At 67.8% G+C, this 16,679-nt stretch carries 14 protein-coding genes; 6 read left to right on the top strand and 8 right to left on the bottom strand.

What is annotated here, in order from left to right; genetic code table 11:
* Nucleotides 1–134: 134 nt before the first annotated feature.
* Together kasB and A5736_RS03940 are read left to right on the top strand one after the other, a co-directional pair.
* Nucleotides 135–1,391: a 3-oxoacyl-ACP synthase KasB gene (gene kasB, locus A5736_RS03935; protein WP_076244633.1), complete on the top strand. Its 1,257-nt coding sequence runs from the start codon at nt 135–137 to the stop codon at nt 1,389–1,391.
* A 22-nt stretch (nt 1,392–1,413) separates the two neighbouring features.
* A complete protein-coding gene (locus A5736_RS03940) occupies nt 1,414–1,845 on the top strand; it encodes a PaaI family thioesterase (protein WP_076126914.1) in 432 nt (143 codons plus the stop codon).
* A gap of 91 nt (nt 1,846–1,936) precedes the next feature.
* On the opposite strand, the gene A5736_RS03945 is transcribed toward A5736_RS03940, so the two are convergent.
* A complete protein-coding gene (locus A5736_RS03945) occupies nt 1,937–2,428 on the bottom strand; it encodes a carbonic anhydrase (RefSeq protein WP_076244635.1) in 492 nt (163 codons plus the stop codon).
* Between the two features lie 136 nt (nt 2,429–2,564).
* Between A5736_RS03945 and A5736_RS03950 the strand changes: the two genes are divergently transcribed.
* From A5736_RS03950 to A5736_RS03965, 4 genes are read left to right on the top strand one after another with little or no spacing between them, the layout of a single operon-like run.
* The gene (locus tag A5736_RS03950) at nt 2,565–3,539 is read left to right on the top strand and encodes an ABC transporter permease (protein WP_076244637.1); all 975 of its coding nucleotides are present in this window, start codon (nt 2,565–2,567) and stop codon (nt 3,537–3,539) included.
* 47 nt (nt 3,540–3,586) lie between these two features.
* Nucleotides 3,587–4,462: an ABC transporter permease gene (locus tag A5736_RS03955; RefSeq protein ID WP_139333121.1), complete on the top strand. Its 876-nt coding sequence runs from the start codon at nt 3,587–3,589 to the stop codon at nt 4,460–4,462.
* The gene (locus tag A5736_RS03960) at nt 4,459–6,297 is read left to right on the top strand and encodes an ABC transporter ATP-binding protein (RefSeq protein WP_076244640.1); all 1,839 of its coding nucleotides are present in this window, start codon (nt 4,459–4,461) and stop codon (nt 6,295–6,297) included. Before A5736_RS03955 ends, A5736_RS03960 begins: the two co-directional genes overlap by 4 nt.
* On the top strand, nt 6,290–7,954 hold the full coding sequence (locus tag A5736_RS03965) for an ABC transporter family substrate-binding protein (protein ID WP_076244641.1): 1,665 nt from the start codon (nt 6,290–6,292) through the stop codon (nt 7,952–7,954). Before A5736_RS03960 ends, A5736_RS03965 begins: the two co-directional genes overlap by 8 nt.
* Here the strand turns inward: A5736_RS03965 and A5736_RS03970 are convergent.
* From A5736_RS03970 to A5736_RS04000, 7 genes are all read right to left on the bottom strand, one after another.
* On the bottom strand, nt 7,941–9,185 hold the full coding sequence (locus A5736_RS03970; protein ID WP_076244643.1) for an alpha/beta hydrolase: 1,245 nt from the start codon (nt 9,183–9,185) through the stop codon (nt 7,941–7,943). The two genes, A5736_RS03965 and A5736_RS03970, sit on opposite strands and share 14 nt — an antisense overlap.
* Before the next feature lie 55 nt (nt 9,186–9,240).
* Nucleotides 9,241–10,842 carry a GMC family oxidoreductase gene (locus A5736_RS03975; protein WP_076244644.1) on the bottom strand — a complete coding sequence of 534 codons (1,602 nt, stop codon included), beginning with the start codon at nt 10,840–10,842 and terminating at the stop codon, nt 9,241–9,243.
* 52 nt (nt 10,843–10,894) lie between these two features.
* Entirely contained in the window at nt 10,895–13,513 is a 2,619-nt protein-coding gene (locus tag A5736_RS03980) for an ATP-binding protein (protein ID WP_076244646.1), read from the bottom strand.
* Complete coding sequence (locus tag A5736_RS03985; RefSeq protein WP_076244648.1) at nt 13,510–14,652, bottom strand: exonuclease SbcCD subunit D; 1,143 nt, start codon at nt 14,650–14,652, stop codon at nt 13,510–13,512. Before A5736_RS03985 ends, A5736_RS03980 begins: the two co-directional genes overlap by 4 nt.
* A 105-nt stretch (nt 14,653–14,757) precedes the next feature.
* Nucleotides 14,758–15,369: an STAS domain-containing protein gene (locus A5736_RS03990; protein WP_175611175.1), complete on the bottom strand. Its 612-nt coding sequence runs from the start codon at nt 15,367–15,369 to the stop codon at nt 14,758–14,760.
* A gap of 147 nt (nt 15,370–15,516) precedes the next feature.
* Nucleotides 15,517–15,987, bottom strand: coding sequence for a GreA/GreB family elongation factor (locus tag A5736_RS03995; RefSeq protein ID WP_076244652.1), 471 nt, complete (start codon nt 15,985–15,987; stop codon nt 15,517–15,519).
* A 50-nt stretch (nt 15,988–16,037) separates the two neighbouring features.
* A complete protein-coding gene (locus A5736_RS04000) occupies nt 16,038–16,562 on the bottom strand; it encodes a GreA/GreB family elongation factor (protein WP_076244654.1) in 525 nt (174 codons plus the stop codon).
* Nucleotides 16,563–16,679: the final 117 nt, after the last annotated feature.

Below are 16,679 nucleotides of genomic sequence, written 5' to 3' on the forward strand. Positions count from 1 at the left end.
CTGACCATGTTTATGGTCATTGCCGTATATAAAACCAGCCCGCCCCCGTCGATGTCAATGACGGCCCGCGTGGCGTACCTTGGGGCACGTCTCCGCTCGACTGGAGCACGGAGGGGAAGGGTTTAGCGGACCTGATGGCACCGTTGGCTACGGGGAACGGTTTGCCAAACGTCGTCGTCACCGGCATGGCCATGACGACGGCGCTGGCGACTGACACCGAAAAGACCTGGAAGTTGTTGCTGGACGGGCAAAGCGGCATCCGGACCCTCGACGACTCGTTCATCGAGCACTACGACCTGCCGGTGCGCATCGGCGGGCACCTGCTGGAGGATTTCGACGACGGATTGACGCGCGCCGAGCGGCACCGGATGGGTTACCTGGCGCAGATGTCCACCGTTCTGGGCCGCCGGGCGTGGGAAAACGCCGGCTCGCCCGAGGTCGACGGCAACCGGCTGATGGTATCCATCGGCACCGGCCTGGGCTCGGCCGAGCAGATCGTGTTCAGCTACGAAGACTTGCGCGCTCGTGGGAAGAACGCTGTCTCGCCGCTGGCGGTGCAGAAATACATGCCCAACTCCGCCGCGGCGGCGGTCGGCCTGGAACGGCACGCCAGGGCCGGCGTGATCGCCCCTGTTTCGGCCTGTGCGTCAGGTTCGGAAGGCATCGCCCAGGCGTGGCGCAACATCGTGTTGGGTGAGGCGGACATCGCCATCTGCGGCGGCGTCGAGGTGAGGATCGAGGCGGTCGCCATCGCCGCGTTCGCTCAGATGCGCATCGTGATGTCCACGAAAAACGACGATCCGGCGGGCGCCTGTCGCCCGTTCGACAAGGACCGCACCGGGTTCGTCTTTGGCGAAGCCGGCGCCCTGATGGTGATCGAGACTGAGGAGCACGCCAAGGCGCGTGGTGCCCCGATCGTGGCCCGCATCATGGGTGCCAGCATCACCTCCGACGGCTTCCACATGGTGGCGCCGGACCCCAACGGCGTGCGCGCCGGGCACGCGATGACCCGGGCGATCGAGCTCGCCGGCATCACCCCGCACGAGATCGACCACGTCAACGCCCACGCCACCGGCACCTCGGTCGGCGACGTCGCCGAGGGCAAGGCCATCAACAACGCGCTGGGCAGTAACAAGGCCGCGGTCTACGCACCCAAAGCGGCGTTGGGCCACTCGGTCGGGGCGGTGGGCGCTGTGGAGTCGATCCTGACCGTGCTGGCGCTGCGCGACCAGGTCATCCCGCCGACCCTGAACCTGGTCAACCTGGACCCCGAGATCGACCTCGACGTGGTGGCCGGCAAGCCGCGGCCCGGCAACTACCGGTACGCCATCAACAACTCGTTCGGATTCGGCGGGCACAACGTCGCGATAGCCTTCGGGCGGTACCCCTAGCCTGGACCCCTAGCCTGGACGGATGACCAACCCCTCCAGTCCTCCCGCGGCGAGTGGCCGCGACGTCATCGCGCAGTTTCTGCCGCAATCGCCGTTCGTCGCCAAGCTGGGCATCGTCGCCGACCACCTCAGCGATGACGAAGTGCGGCTGCGGCTGCCGTGGGATCCCTCCAATGTCACCCTCGGCGACATGGTCCACGGCGGCGCCATCGCCACCCTCGCCGACGTCACCGTCATGGCGGCGGCCTGGTGCGGCGCCGCGGCACCACCCGACCTGCGCGGTGTGACGGTGTCGATGACGCTGGACTTCATGGCGCCGGCCCGCGCCACGGACGTGATCGGCGTGGGCCGGGTGCTACGCCGGGGCCGCTCGCTGACCAACTGCGAGGCCGAGATCCTCGACGCGCAGGGCACGCTCGTCGCCAAAGCGCTCGCGACCTACAAGGTGGGCTGATCGCTATTGGCTGGGTCGCCGAACGTGCACTCAGTGCGAAAATCCGGCCCGTTTTTCGCAGTGGTTACACGTTCGGCGAAAGTGGCTCGGGCTAGAGGGTCACTTCCTCGAGCTTGCCGGTGGCGACGTCGAAAACGAACCCGCGCAGCGAGACGTGCTTGGTCACGAACGGACTGTTTTCGATGCGGCGCATCGATTGCCGCACATCCTCGGCGGCATCCGGAAACGCCTCCGCGGCCCACGGCGGCTTGACCCCGGTCTCCTCCTGAATGCCCCGCTTGAAGTCGTCGTCGGTGAACGTGAGCATTCCGCAGTCGGTGTGGTGAATCAGGATGATCTCCCGCGTGCCAAGCAATCGCTGGCTGATGGCCAGCGAGCGGATCGCGTCGTCGGTGGCGACGCCGCCGGCGTTGCGGATCACGTGGGCCTCCCCTTCGGCCAGCCCCAGGATGCGGTAGACGTCGAGCCGGGCATCCATGCATGCGAGGACCGCGACGTGTTTGCTCGGCGGCATGGGCAGCGGTCCCTTGAAACCGCTCGCGTACTGGGCGTTGTTGGCCAGGTAGTCATCGGTGACCGTCATAGCAGCCTCCTGCGGTATTGCGGCTTGAAATTAGCAACGGACCACCCGTAATTCACGCATGAAAATCAGGCGGATCACAAGGACGCCTCGACACGCCTTAACCTGTCCCAATGCGGCACGGGCGGCTCGGTCGGGCATGATTCGCTTCCTGGCGCGCCGGTTGCTCAACTATGTCGTGCTGCTCGCGCTGGCGTCGTTTCTGACCTACGGCCTGACGTCGCTGGCCTTCTCGCCGCTGGACAGCCTGTTGCAGCGCAATCCCCGCCCCCCGCAGGCCGTCATCGACGCCAAGGCCCACGCGCTTGGTCTGGACAAACCCATTCCGCTGCGCTACGGCCACTGGGCCTCGCACGTCGTGCGAGGCGACTTCGGCACGACCATCACCGGCCAGCCGGTCGCCGCCTCGCTGTGGCGCCGCGTCGGAGTCAGCCTGCGGTTGCTGGTGATCGGCTCCGTGGCGGGCACCTTGCTGGGCATCGCGGCGGGCGCGTGGGGCGCGATCCGCCAGTACCGACTCAGTGACCGTGTCGTCACCATGCTGGCGCTACTGGTGCTGAGCACGCCGTCGTTCGTCATCGCCAGCCTGTTGATTCTCGGTGCCCTGCGGGTGAATTGGGCCGTCGGCGTCCAGCTCTTCGACTACACCGGGGAGACGTCGCCCGGGGTGACGGGCGCCGGGCATGAATTGCTCGACCGGCTGCGGCATTTGATCCTGCCCACGCTGACGCTGACTCTGATGGCCGCCGCGGGATACAGCCGATATCAGCGCAACGCCATGCTCGACGTCCTCGGCCAGGATTTCATTCGAACGGCCCGCGCCAAGGGCCTCACCCGCCGGCGCGCGCTGCTGAAACACGGGCTGCGCACCGCGCTGATCCCGCTGGCGACGCTGTTCGCCTACGGGGTGGCCGGGCTGGTCGTCGGAGCCGTGTTCGTCGAGAAGATCTACGGCTGGCACGGCATGGGCGAGTGGCTGGTGCAGGGCATTTCGACCCAGGACACCAACATCATCGCCGCGATCACTCTGTTCTCCGGCACGGTGGTGCTGCTGGCCGGCCTGCTGTCCGACGTCATCTACGCGACGCTTGATCCAAGGGTTCGGGTGTCATGACGTCTAGCTCGCAAACCGCTGCGGCCCAAGGGGTTTCGGTTCCGGAGGTGGCGGGTTTCGCCTCGCGGCGCACCCTGGTGCTGCGCCGGTTCGCCCGCAACCGGCTCGCGGTGGCGTCGCTGACGCTGCTGGCGTTGCTGTTCGTCGGCTGCTATGCGCTTCCTTCGCTGCTGCCCTACTCCTACGACGACCTCGACTTCAACGCGCTGCTGCAGCCGCCGAGCACCCGTCACTGGCTGGGCACCAACGCGCTGGGCCAAGACCTGTTGGCGCAAATCCTGCGCGGAATGCAGAAGTCGATGCTGATCGGCGTCTGCGTGGCGTTCATCTCCACCGGAATCGCCGCCACCGTCGGGTCCATCGCCGGCTATTTCGGCGGGTGGCGGGACCGGGTGCTGATGTGGGTGGTCGACCTGCTGTTGGTGGTGCCCAGCTTCATCCTCATCGCCATCCTCACGCCGCGGGTCAAGAAGTCGTCCAGCATCCTGCTGCTGGTGCTGCTGCTGGCGGGCTTCGGCTGGATGATCAGCTCGCGCATGGTCCGCGGCATGACCATGAGCCTGCGGGAACGCGAATTCATCCGCGCCGCACGGTATATGGGAGTCTCCAGCCGCCGGATCATCGTCGGTCATGTGGTGCCCAACGTGGCGTCCATCCTGATAATCGATGCCGCGCTCAACGTCGCCTCGGCAATCCTCGCCGAAACCGGCTTGAGCTTCCTCGGTTTCGGCGTCCAGCCGCCCGACGTGTCGCTGGGCACCCTGATCGCCAACGGCACCCAGTCCGCGACCACCTTCCCCTGGGTGTTCTTGTTTCCCGCCGGGGTCTTGGTGCTGATCCTGGTGTGCGCCAACATGACCGGCGACGGCTTGCGCGACGCGCTCGACCCCGGTAGCGGGATGGTGGGGGGCGGCGCCCGATGAGCCCGCTCTTGGAAGTGACCGACCTGACCGTCAGCTTTCCGACCGACGGCCAACCTGTCACCGCGGTGCGCGGCATCGGCTACCACATCGAGCCCGGCGAAGTGGTGGCGATGGTCGGCGAATCGGGTTCGGGTAAGTCGGTGTCGGCGATGGCGGTGGTGGGGCTGCTGCCCGAGCACGCGCGGGTGCGCGGTTCGGTGCGACTGCACGACACCGAGCTGCTCGGGCTGGGCGACGAGCCGATGTCGCGCTTCCGCGGCAAGACGGTCGGCATGGTGTTCCAGGATCCGATGTCGGCGCTGACGCCGGTCTACAGCGTCGGCGACCAGATCGCCGAGGCGATCGAAGTTCACCAGCCGCGCGTGGGCCGCCGCGACGCCCGGCGGCGCGCGGTCGAACTGCTTGAACTGGTGGGGATCTCGCAGCCGGAGCGACGGGCCCGGGCGTTTCCGCACGAGCTGTCCGGTGGCGAGCGGCAACGAGTCGTCATCGCGATCGCGATCGCGAACGATCCCGACCTGTTGATCTGCGACGAACCCACCACCGCGCTGGATGTCACCGTGCAGGCGCAGATCCTCGAGGTGCTCAAGACCGCGCGCGACGTCACCGGTGCCGGGGTGCTCATCATCACCCACGACCTCGGCGTGGTCGCGGAGTTCGCCGACCGGGCGCTGGTGATGTATGCCGGGCGAATCGTCGAGTTCGCCAGTGTGGCCGATCTCTACCGTGGTCGCCAGATGCCCTACACCGTGGGACTGCTGGGATCGGTTCCCCGGTTGGACGCCGCGCAGGGTACCCGGCTGGTGCCCATCCCCGGTGCGCCCCCGTCACTGGCCGGGCTCGAACCCGGCTGCCCCTTCGCGCCGCGCTGCCCGCTGGTTATCGACGAATGCCGTTCCGCGGAACCGGAATTGATCGAGGTCGGCCTGGATCACCGGGCGGCCTGCATCCGCACCGATCAGGTCGGCGACCGCAGCGCCGCCGACATCTACGGGATCAACACCTCCGCCCCTGCGGCGGCGGGCGGCGACTCGCCCGTCGTCGTGCGGGTGCGTGATCTCGTCAAGACCTACCGGCTGACCAAAGGCGTGGTGTTGCGCCGGGCGGTCGGCGAGGTCCGCGCCGTCGACCGCGTCAGCCTCGAGTTGCGGCAGGGCCGCACCCTGGGCATCGTCGGCGAATCGGGTTCGGGCAAGTCGACGACGCTGCACGAGATCCTGGAACTCGTTGCGCCGCAATCGGGATCGATCGAGGTGCTGGGCACGGATGTTGCCGCCATGAGTCCGGCGAGCCGGCGGGCCCTGCGACGTGACATCCAGGTCGTCTTCCAAGACCCCGTCGCGTCGCTGGACCCACGGTTACCCGTCTTCGAGCTGCTCGCCGAACCGTTGCGGGCCAATGGGTTCGACAAGCGCGACACCAACGCGCGGGTCGCCGAGCTGCTCGACATCGTGGGATTGCGCCGCGCGGACGCGGCCCGCTACCCCGCCGAATTCTCCGGCGGGCAGAAGCAGCGCATCGGCATCGCGCGGGCGCTGGCGTTGCAGCCCAAGATCCTGGCCCTCGACGAACCGGTGTCGGCCCTCGACGTCTCCATCCAGGCGGGGATAATCAACCTGCTGCTCGACCTGCAAGAGCGGTTCGGCCTGTCGTATCTCTTTGTTTCCCACGATCTTTCGGTGGTCAAGCACCTCGCCCACGACGTGGCAGTGATGTACGCCGGCGCCATCGTGGAACAGGGTGACAGCGACGAGCTTTTCCGCAATCCGCAGCACGACTACACGCGGCGGCTACTGGGCGCGGTGCCGCAACCCGATCCGGGGCGCTATGTCTAGGCGGCTCCTTGCGCTGGTATTCGTTGCGCTCGTGGTATCCGGATGCTCGCCGGCCATCAACCTCCCGCCCCCGACGGGCGACGTCGCCTCGGTCGGCACGACCAGCGATCTCAACCCGCGAGACCCGGCCACGCTGCAAGACGGCGGGGATTTGCGGCTGGCGCTCAGCGACTTTCCGCCGAACTTCAACATCCTGAACATCGACGGCAACTCGGCCGAGGTCGCCGCGATGATGAAGGCCACCCTGCCGAGGGCGTTCATCATCGGGCCGGACGGATCGACGACCGTCGACACCGACTACTTCACCAGCGTCGAGCTCACCGGGACCAACCCGCAGGTGGTCACCTACACCATCAACCCCAAGGCCGTATGGTCAGACGGCACGCCGATCACTTGGCGCGACATTGCCAGCCAAATCCACGCCCTCAGCGGCGCCGACAAGAACTTCGCGATCGCCGCACCCGGCGGCGCCGACCGCGTGGCGTCGGTGACCCGCGGGGTCGACGACCGGCAGGCCGTCATGACCTTCGCCAAGCCCTACGCCGAGTGGCGTGGCATGTTTGCCGGCAACGGCATGCTGTTGCCGGAACGCATGACCGCGACGGCCGAGGCGTTCAACAACGGGCAGCTCGGCGGTCCCGGTCCGTCGGCCGGTCCGTTCATCGTCTCGTCCCTGGACCGAACCACGCAGCGAATCGTGTTGACCCGCAACCCGAAATGGTGGGGACAGCCGCCGCGCCTGAATACCATCACCTTCCTGGTGCTCGACGACGCCGCCCGGCTGCCCGCGCTGCAGAACAACACGATCGACGCGACCGGCGTCGGCACACTGGACCAGCTGACCATCGCGCAGCGAACCAAAGGCATCTCCATCCGGCGGGCCCCCGCCCCGAGTTGGTCGCACTTCACGTTCAATGGCGCCCCCGGGGCGATCCTGGAAGACAAGGCTTTACGGGTCGCGGTGGCCAAGGGCATCGACCGCCAGACCATCGCCAGGGTCGTCCAATACGGCCTCACCAGCCACCCGGTGGCATTGGACAACCACATCTACGTCGCCGGCCAGGAGGGCTACCAGGACAACAGCGCCACCGTCCCGTACGACCCCGCCGCGGCGAGACGAGAGCTCGACGCGCTGGGCTGGAAGCAACGCGGCCAGGTCCGCGAAAAGGACGGGCGCCAGCTGGTCATTCGCGACCTGTTCTACGACGCGCAGGGCAGCAAGGTGTTCGCCCAGATCGCCCAGCACGACCTGGCCCAGATCGGGGTCAAACTCGAACTGGTAGCCCGGTCCGGCAGCGGGTTCTTCACCAACTACATCAACGTCGGGGCCTTCGACATGGCCCAATTCGGCTGGCTCGGCGACGCGTTCCCGCTGTCCGCGCTGACCCAGATCTACCAGTCCGACGGGGCCAGCAACTTCGGCAAGATCGGCAGCCCGGAGATCGACGCCGCCATCGAGCGCACGCTCGAAGAGCTCGATCCCGGAAAGGCCCGAGCGCTGGCCAACGACCTCGACAAGCTCATCTGGGCCGAGGGCTTCAGCCTGCCGCTGACCCAGTCGCCCGGCGACGTCGCCGTGCGCAGCACGCTGGCCAACTTCGGCGCGCCCGGACTCGCCGACCTGGACTACACCGCGATCGGATTCATGCGGACCTGAGCCGCCGTCGCATCGCCGGCATGGCGGGCACCGCGCTCTCCGCGATGGCGGCCGCCGCGATCGCCTTCCACAGCAGGCGCACTGCGGCGCGCGGCGGGATCTCGTCGAGAGCCGGCGCTTGGGCAACCAGCCCGTCGAGATCGCCCCGGAACGCGGCGCCCGCGATGGCCAGCGCCGCGGGCTCGCGAAAGTCCAGCGCGCTGTGCGCCATGGTCGGCAGTTTCAGCAGGACGGAGTTCGGCAGCAGCGACGCCACCCGCTCGGCCACCGCGGGCGGAGTGATCAGGTCGCGGCCGCCGGAAACCACCACGGTCGGCCAGCCGAAGTTCGGCATCTCGGCCGGCAGGTCGTAGGGCTCGTCGTCGAAACTGACCTTTTGCGTGCGGATTTCGCGCTCGGCCACGGCCGGGTCGAGCGGCAGGCCGTCGGGCTGGGCGGCGTAGTCGAGCTCGCGGAACGCGATGCGACTCACCAGGTCTTCCTCGTAGCGGAACGGCAGGTTGGACAGCGTGGTGAATCGGGATAGGGCCCACCACAGCATCTTTCGCCCGTCGAGCAACAGATCCAGTTGACGATCCAGCAGGCCGGCGCCGCCGTGTCCGTAGATCGTCGCGATGATCTGCGTTGCCGATGCGGTCATCACGCCGGCGTCGACGAGCTTGCGGACCTTGGGTGCCAGCGGCGCGGTTTCGGGGCTGTCTCCTTTGAGCAGCAGCCGGCGAATTGCGCGGCGCACGATCACGATGTCGTGCCGTGACAACAGTGGCGAATCGAGGACCATCGCCTTCACCCGCCCCGGATGGCGAACGCCGACGCCGGACGCGATATAGGTGCCGTACGAGGTGCCATAGATGACGGCCGAATCCGCGCGGGCGTCGTCGAGCACCGCGGCCACGTCGTCGACGACCTGATTCACGGTCAGCGCGCGGGGCGGCAGGTCGGCACCCGAGTCGTCGTGGCGTGACATTCCCACCCCGCGGTGCTCGATCATGATCACGTCGAGACCCGCGGCGGCGGCGCGCCGTCGTAGCCCCTTGTACATCTGCACCGACGCCACGCCCGGGCCGCCGGGGATGATCACCACCGGGTGGGTGGACCGGCGGCCGGTGCGTACGTAGAACAGGTCGAACTCGTCAGAGCTGGCCGCCGAGACGGGCCGGCGCACCCGGCGCACGCCGGGCAATCTCGCCAGCTTTTCGTGCGCCCGGCGCCGCTTCGCGTCCATCGTCATCGGTGTCGGCCCGCCATGGTCCCATTCTGCCGACACTCCGCCGAGGCTCCGCCCGTCATCCTCGGATCAGGTCGGCCGCCTTCTCGCCGATCAGCACCGACGGCGCATGCGTGTGCCCGCGGACGGTGCTGGGCATCACCGACGCGTCGGCCACCCGGAGCCCGAAGACGCCCCGAACCCGCAACTGCGGATCCACCACGCTCGACTCGTCGCTGCCCATGCGGCAGGTGCCGAGCGGGTGGTACAGGGTGTGAGAGTTGGCGGCGAGCGCGACCTCGAGGGTGGCCTCGTTCAGCTCCGTGCAACCGCGCGGCCGGGCGATGGGCCCGAGCAGGTCTTTCAAGGCGGGAGCCGCGGCGAGCCGGGCGCATATCCGCAGGCCTTCCATCATCGCGGCGCGGTCGACGCCGCCCGGATCGGAAAGATAGCGCGGTTCGATGACCGGCTTGTCCCGCGGGTCGGCCGAGCGCAGCGTGATCTGGCCGCGGCTTTCCGGGGCGACCAGGATCGGCCCGAACACCACCCCGTGCCCCGGTGGCTTGACCAGCAGGCCCTCGTCGTAGAACGGGGCTGGAGCAAAGATCAGCTCGAGGTCAGGAAGGTCCAGCTCGGGGCGGCTGCGGACAAATCCGTAGGCCTCGCCGACATTGGAAGTGAGCATGCCGCGCCGCCGCAGCAGGTACTTGAGCAGCTGTCCTGGCTTTTGCGCGTCGGCGAGGCTGTCGCCGGCGACGTCGAAGCCCAGCGGTGTGACCAGGTGGTCAAGCAGGTTCTGCCCCACCTCGGGCGAGTGGGCGACGGTATCGATGCCGAGATCGGCGAGGTGGTCACGATTGCCGATGCCGGAAAGCATCAGCAGCTGGGGGCTGTTGATGGCACCGCCGCAGAGCACCACCTCGCGGCGGGCGTGAGCGACGCATAGTTGATCGTGTTGCCGGCCACCCCGTCGGAATTCGACGCCGACCGCGCGGGGTCCGTCGAACAGGACTCGGGTAGCGGTGGCACCGGTGAGCACGGTGAGGTTCTTGCGGCGCATGGCCGGCTTCAGGTAGGCGTCGGCGATGCTGAACCGGGCACCGCGGCGCTGGGTGACGACCGTTTCGCAAAAGCCTTCCGGCCGCGGTGAATTCGGTTGCGCCGGGGGAAATCCGCACTCGCGGGTCGCGGCCAGCCAGGCGGCGGTGGAGGGCCGCGGGCTGCGTTGGCGGGAAATCTGCAGTGGCCCGGTGACCCCGCTGTCGTCACCGCTGACGAAGTGCCACGCGGCGGTGACGTCCTCGATGCGACGGAAGTATCCGAGCACGTCGGCGAAAGACCACTGCGGGCCGGCCCGCACCGCCCATTCGTCGTAGTCGGCGGCGAATCCCCGCACCCACATCATGGCGTTCATTGCCGACGACCCGCCGAGCACTTTGCCTCGGGGCCAATAGATCTCGCGGCCGTCGAGCTCCGGCTGTGGTTCGGTCAGGTAATCCCAGTCGATTTCGCTGCGGAACAGCTTGGAGAAGGCGGCGGGGATCGGAATGAATCGGTTCTTGTCCGGCGGTCCCGCCTCGAGCGCAACCACGGTGGTGGCCGGATCGCTGCTGAGCCGATTCGCGACGACCGCGCCGGCTGATCCGGTACCGACCACAAGGTAGTCGCACTGAATGTCCATGGTGCACTCCCGTTTCGGGGTGAGTGTAAGACGCTCCCGACGGCTGACGGTGCTAAACGTTCAGATCGATGCGCTGTGCGCCCGTGACGCCGTCGTAGCGGTCGGGACTGCACGTCAGCACGATCACCTGACCGTGGGCGCCCACGGTGTCGAATACCTGCCCCATCTTGGCCAGCCGATCCGGGTCGGTGAACCCCAGCGCGTCGTCGACGACTACCGGGACGGAGTCCTCCTTGGCGACCAGAGCGGCGCCGGCCAGCCGCGCCAGAATGCCGAGCTGCTCCTTGGCCCCGCCCGACAGGGATTCGTAGGGCACCGTGACGCCGTCCAGCGTTCGGCTGCGGATGCACAGATCGCTGTCGATGTCGATCTCGAACGTCGGCCCGAACACGGGACGGCCGAGCCGCTGCAGTTCGGTGCGGTAGGGCTCGACATAGCGCAGTCGGGTGGTGTCGCGGTGCCGTGCCATCACCGACCGCAGTAGCTCCGCGGCCCGGGCCCGCTGGCCGACCCGGGTGTGTTCGCTGGTGGCGTGTTCGAGTTCCGTCTCCGCCGCGTCGAGTTTGCCGTGGCGCCCCTCGCTGCCGATGACGGAGAGTTCAATGCTGATCTCGCGCAAGGCGCGGGCGGCGTCTTCGTAGCGTTCGTCCAGCGACCCGGCCGCCTGCTTGGCGTCGGCCAGTTCCGCGGCCACCGCGTCGGGTGCCGCCGCGGCCAGTTCCTCGGCCAGCTCGGCGGCGCGCTGCTGCGCGGTGGCGGCGGCCCGCTGGCTCGACTCCGCCGACGCCGCGAGATCCTCGTCGCTCACTGACGCGCGCTCGAGGGCCAGCTGGTTGGTCGCCCTTTCCAGCTCGGCGCGTTGAGTGGCCGCTTTGTCGATCAAAACCGTTGCCCGGGTGGATATCTCGGTCAGCCGTGATGCGGCCGCCACCGCGGCATGGCGACTTGTCTCGCAGTCCGCCTCCCCGGCCGCCCGAGCGGCGTCGGCCGCGTCGAGTTCGCCGCGGGCGGCGGAGATATTCGTGGGTTCCGGCGGCTGGTCAGCGTGCAACTGCGCCAGCCGCGAGCGCAGCTGGTCTACGCCTTCGTCGCCGCACAGGCCGGACAGCGTTGCGTTCAGCTGGTCGCGGCCGCTCTGCAATTCACGACGGCGTTGGTCGGCCCGTCGCGCGGCCGTGAGGTCGGCGACACCTGCGGCGGCGAGTGCGGCGGCCAGCTCCTGTTGTGCCGCAGCATGTTTGGCCTGAACATCGAGCGCGGTCGCGCCGGGCGTGATCCGCGCGGTCAGGACCCCGGGAATATCGACTTCGGTTGGGCCGGTGGCGGTGGTGGACCAGGTTTGACCCGCCGGCAACGTTATCCGTTGGTCGCCAACGGCGAGCTCGAGGTCGGCGACGGCGGTGAACTCAACGGCCGCCGAGATCGCCGCCAGCTGGTCGGCGCCGCGATCGACTGCGGCCGCGGCGCTTTCGATGCGATGCAGCAGCTCCTCCGTCATGACGAGAGCGGCGAGCTCTTCGCAGACCCGGTCGCGGTCGCGCTGGATAGCGTCGATCCTGGCCAGCCGGGTGCTCAACCGGTCGGCCTCCTCGAGGTCGGCGAACCGGTCGACGGCGCGCCTCGCGGATTCGACGCGGCCTTGCAGCTCCGCCAGGGCCTGGGCGGCCTTCTCGGCCGCAGCGGCGGAGGCCTCGGCTTCGGTGCGTGCCGTCGACTCGGCATCGGCGGCTTCTTGCGCCTCGGCCTCGGCGGCGGCGACAGCCGCGGTGCGGGTTTGGATTTCGGTGAGCAGCCGCGACCGTCCGCTGTGCGCGACGGCCGCCGCGGCGCTGGTCGCGGCCGCGGCCTCGGCGACGAGCTTGGCTTCACGCGCCTGGCGGGTGAGTTCCGCGATCTTGTCGGCGGCGGCCTGCGCGGCGGCCAACCGCGGGCCGGCAGCCAGGCGCAGCTGCGACAGCTCGGCCACGTCCTCGGTCAGAACGGCGTGGCGCCGGACCCGGTCGTCGACCTCGGCGACCGCCGCCACGCATTCCGCCACCGCGGCCTCGGCGTCGGCCAGCCTGGAGATCGCGCCGGCCCACTCCCCGGTGGGCCGGCCGGTTGGGGTGAAGTAGCGCGCGTACTCGGTATCGATCCGCTCGATGAGCAACGGCTCGGTGCCGGAGAGTGCCGCGTCGGTGTCGGATTGCGCGGCCGCCACGTCGAGCGCACGCGACAGCGCGTCGCAACCGGATAGGTCCACCGCGGCGGTCGACGCGGCCTGCAGCACCCGCTGGGCGTGCCACAGGTCGTTGTCGACCGTCTCGGCGAGTATCGCCCGGACGCGTTCGTGCGCCTCGTCGCCGGTGAGCTGTTCACGCCGGGGCGCCAGCACCGTCAATTCGGTTTCGCATTTCTTGTGGAACCGCTTGCGATAGATGAAACGATAAGCACCGCAGCTGATTTCGGCAGTCACCTCGGAGCCGACGTCGCTGTTGGTCGGCTTGACCTGCTTGACTTCCTTCTTCGTCGAACGGTCCCTGGATTCCAGCAGCAGATCCAACGCTTCGATCATCGACGACTTGCCGATCTCGTTGGCGCCGCTGACCACGACCACTCCGTGGTCGGGAAACTCGATCTCGCGGTGTGCGATGCCGCGGTAGTTGGTCAGGACCAACCGATGCAGCTTCACGCGGCGCCCCGATCGGTGAGCCGCAGCAAGAGCGCCAGCGCGGCCTGCGCGTCGACCGCCGATTCGGTGTCGCCCTCGCGCGCCGTTGCCACCAACTCCTCGACGGCTGCGGCGGCGAACCCCCCGATGCCGAGGTCGATGAATTCGCCGTCGGCGGGTATCACGGCCAGATCGGTGTGGCTGTCCCAGGTTCGCAGGTGGGCGAACAGCCGCGCGTATCGGTCCAGGCAGGCGTCCAACGCGGCGCGGTCGGTGACGGTCAGCGAACCCGTCAGCGCCAGCCGCACCACGGTCCGGTCCTTGTCAGTCAACTGGTCGAGGTTCATGTCGAGATCGGCGATGTCGCGGCTGGTGTCGACCTGGCGCTGCAACGTGACGAACCGCCAGCGGCCGATGTGCCGGGCCGTTACGGATACTTTGCGGTGTTCATCGATGTCGACGACCAGGACGTGGCCGGGGTCGGATTCGACATCGTCGAAATTGGTGACTTCCGGCGATCCGGAATACCAGACGCGGGCGGTGTCGCCGACCTGGGTGAGCGAATGCTTGTCGCCCAGTGCCACATAGTGCAGCGCGCCGCGGGCCAGCGCCTCCTCAAGCCGCGCGAGGCGAATCAGCGAGGGCTTGTCTCGATCGGGGTCCAGCACGTCGACGCCACCGTGGGCGACGAGGATACGCGTGGCCGGAGCCGGGGTTAGGCCCTCGAGGACTTCGGCGACCAGGTCAGTGGTCGGGGCCTTGGACCGCCACGGCACGGCGACGATCTCCACGCCGGGCCGCACCTGATGGATGCCGGCTTCATCGAGCACGACGACGTTGTCGGGGCGTTCGGCGGTGAACAGTGCGCTGGTGTAGACGGATGACGCGTCCAGCGGATCGTGGTTGCCCGGCAGTAAGTAGACCGGAATGCCTATGGCGCGCATGGCTTCCAGGGACTGGCCGATCACCTGCGGGGCGAGCTGATTGTGCTCGAAGACGTCACCCGCCACCACGACGAACTCGGCGCCCACCTCGGCCGCCAGCGCCGCCAGGCCGGCCACGGCGTCACGGCGGGCCGCGGAATACCGCGGCTGGGCGTCGCCGGCAAGAAAGTGCCTGGTCATGCCCAGCTGCCAATCGGCGGTGTGCAGGAATCGCATCCGGGCGGCCGCCTTTCCGAAACTGCGTGGCTATCGAGGCACCGCGAGTCTAGGTCCGGACACCGACAAGTCGGGGGACGCGCACCGGCATGCCTCCGGGCGTCCTCATCCGGCCTTTCCGCCGCCGAACGAGTGACCGCATGTTCGACTACGCCGAGTGAATGCCCGACGCGGTTTGCGCTCGGGCGGGATGAAGCCACCCTCGTCTTCCCACCTGTGGATCTGCTTGGCGGGGATGTCCGATAACTCGTGGTGCATGAGCACCGATTTCAATTTCTCAGTGAATTTGCCCATGCCAGGCACTCCGCGCCCCCGATGGCTCACCCGGGACGCGCCTCGCGATCCAGTTGGCGCGATGCGCTGGGGTGGCGACCACGCATGGCCCGGCGGTGTCAGTTGCCGCATGGCTTCGTCCAGCGATGCCGCAGCGGGAAAGGCGTGGTTACCATTGTCGGTATCCAGCAGCCGATCGACCGCGCGGCTCGTCACCAACGCCCATCGCAAACCTTCGCGCTGGCAGGTTTCGGCAACCTTGACCAATGCTCGGAAACCGTCGCTGCCAAAGAAATCCACAGAGTAGAGGTCAATGATTAGCGGCCGGTCGCTGGTGGCCAGGTCGTCGATGTGGTCGCTCAGCCGCTCGGCGTTGTGGGCGTCGAGCGCGCCGCGCACCTCGACGATGGTCATTTCCGGCCGGAAATGGGTGCGCAGCGACATGCCGGCGTGAGCGGCGGCCAACGAGTGATTGCGTGCAAGCTGTCGCGGGTAACTATCGGTGTCGCGATACTCGAGAATAGTTGACATTGTGGCGGAATCCTTCCAATTGTTCTGTGCTGGTTACTATCCGGGCTGCATAGCGCGCCGTTATTTCACTTCAGCTGTGTGGATGCCATAGGGAACGGCTTCCAGGAGTGTGACGGTGAGGGCGGCGCCGCTGGGCAGGGTGTAGGTGCGACGCTCGCCGGGGCGTGCGCCTTCGATGGCGGCGCCGAGCGGAGATCGGTTGGAGTAGACGTTCATGTCGCCGTATTCGGCTCCGCGCACACCCAGTAGGAAGGTTTCGGTGTCGCCGGTCTCGTCGTAGCGAATGGTCAAAACCATGCCGGGTTCGGCAATCCCGTCGTCAGGTGGATCCACACCGACGACGGCGTTGCTCATCACATCATGGATCCGTTGAATACGCGCCTGCCACGCTCGTTGCACGGCCACATTGTTTTCATCGATATCACCGTCAGCCGTTGCGGCGCAACATAGCTCACGAAGGGTGGTCAGTTCCCTTTGGAGCCGCTCGTAGCCTTGCGGCGAAATCCACACGCGCGTTTGCGGGTTGGTCATATCTGTTCCTTTCGTCGCGTGACAATGATCATGGGCTGGCCCGAAGGGCGTTAGGTCCCCATTGAGCAGTCGCGATATATCCGTGAAAAAGACTGCGGCCCATGTCGTTTCGCCACATATATCCCACAGGGCACCGCCTTCAGCAGCGTCACGAGCCGTCCGGCCTCACCAGGAATTGCGTAGACGCGCTGATCGCCGGGACGGGCACCGGCAATCATGCGGCCCAGCGGCGATGCCATTGAGTAGACCTTGATGCCGGCGTCGTCCACGTCAGACCTGCCGAGCAGAAATGTTTCGGTGTCGCCGGTGTCGTCGTAACGGACGGTCAGCACCATGCCCGGTTCGGCAACGGGGTCGAAGACGGCTTCCGCACCGACGACCACCGCGTTGCTCAGTAAATCCTCGATCTCGCGGATGCGTGCTTGTCGCGCCGAGTGGCGCGCGACGCGATTCGCGTCGTAATCCATGAAGTCGTCGGGAACTTCGATGCCGCGGCGCGAGCGGTGCGCGGCAAGTTCGGCGTGCAGTCGGGTGTAGTCGTGGTGCGTCATCCGGACGCGTTGGATGGTGGTCATTGGATTGATGTCCTTTCGTATCGAGGGCGTCGTCAGGGGCGGGGGGGCGCGGGGGCCGCCCGGCCCGCGCGGGGGGGGGGGGTGGGGGGATTATTGGTGGGGGGGGGGGGGCGGGGG

It is taken from the genome of Mycobacterium sp. SP-6446, from assembly GCF_001954045.1.
Taxonomy (GTDB): Bacteria; Actinomycetota; Actinomycetes; order Mycobacteriales; family Mycobacteriaceae; genus Mycobacterium.

Coding starts and splice junctions, on each gene's coding strand:
- kasB (WP_076244633.1), top strand. CDS start 135: ATGGCACCGTTGGCTACGGGGAACGGTTTGCCAAACGTCGTCGTCACC.
- A5736_RS03940 (WP_076126914.1), top strand. CDS start 1,414: ATGACCAACCCCTCCAGTCCTCCCGCGGCGAGTGGCCGCGACGTCATC.
- A5736_RS03945 (WP_076244635.1), bottom strand. CDS start 2,428: ATGACGGTCACCGATGACTACCTGGCCAACAACGCCCAGTACGCGAGC.
- A5736_RS03950 (WP_076244637.1), top strand. CDS start 2,565: ATGATTCGCTTCCTGGCGCGCCGGTTGCTCAACTATGTCGTGCTGCTC.
- A5736_RS03960 (WP_076244640.1), top strand. CDS start 4,459: ATGAGCCCGCTCTTGGAAGTGACCGACCTGACCGTCAGCTTTCCGACC.
- A5736_RS03965 (WP_076244641.1), top strand. CDS start 6,290: ATGTCTAGGCGGCTCCTTGCGCTGGTATTCGTTGCGCTCGTGGTATCC.
- A5736_RS03970 (WP_076244643.1), bottom strand. CDS start 9,185: ATGACGATGGACGCGAAGCGGCGCCGGGCGCACGAAAAGCTGGCGAGA.
- A5736_RS03975 (WP_076244644.1), bottom strand. CDS start 10,842: ATGGACATTCAGTGCGACTACCTTGTGGTCGGTACCGGATCAGCCGGC.
- A5736_RS03985 (WP_076244648.1), bottom strand. CDS start 14,652: ATGCGATTCCTGCACACCGCCGATTGGCAGCTGGGCATGACCAGGCAC.
- A5736_RS03990 (WP_175611175.1), bottom strand. CDS start 15,369: ATGTCGCTGCGCACCCATTTCCGGCCGGAAATGACCATCGTCGAGGTG.
- A5736_RS03995 (WP_076244652.1), bottom strand. CDS start 15,987: ATGACCAACCCGCAAACGCGCGTGTGGATTTCGCCGCAAGGCTACGAG.
- A5736_RS04000 (WP_076244654.1), bottom strand. CDS start 16,562: ATGACCACCATCCAACGCGTCCGGATGACGCACCACGACTACACCCGA.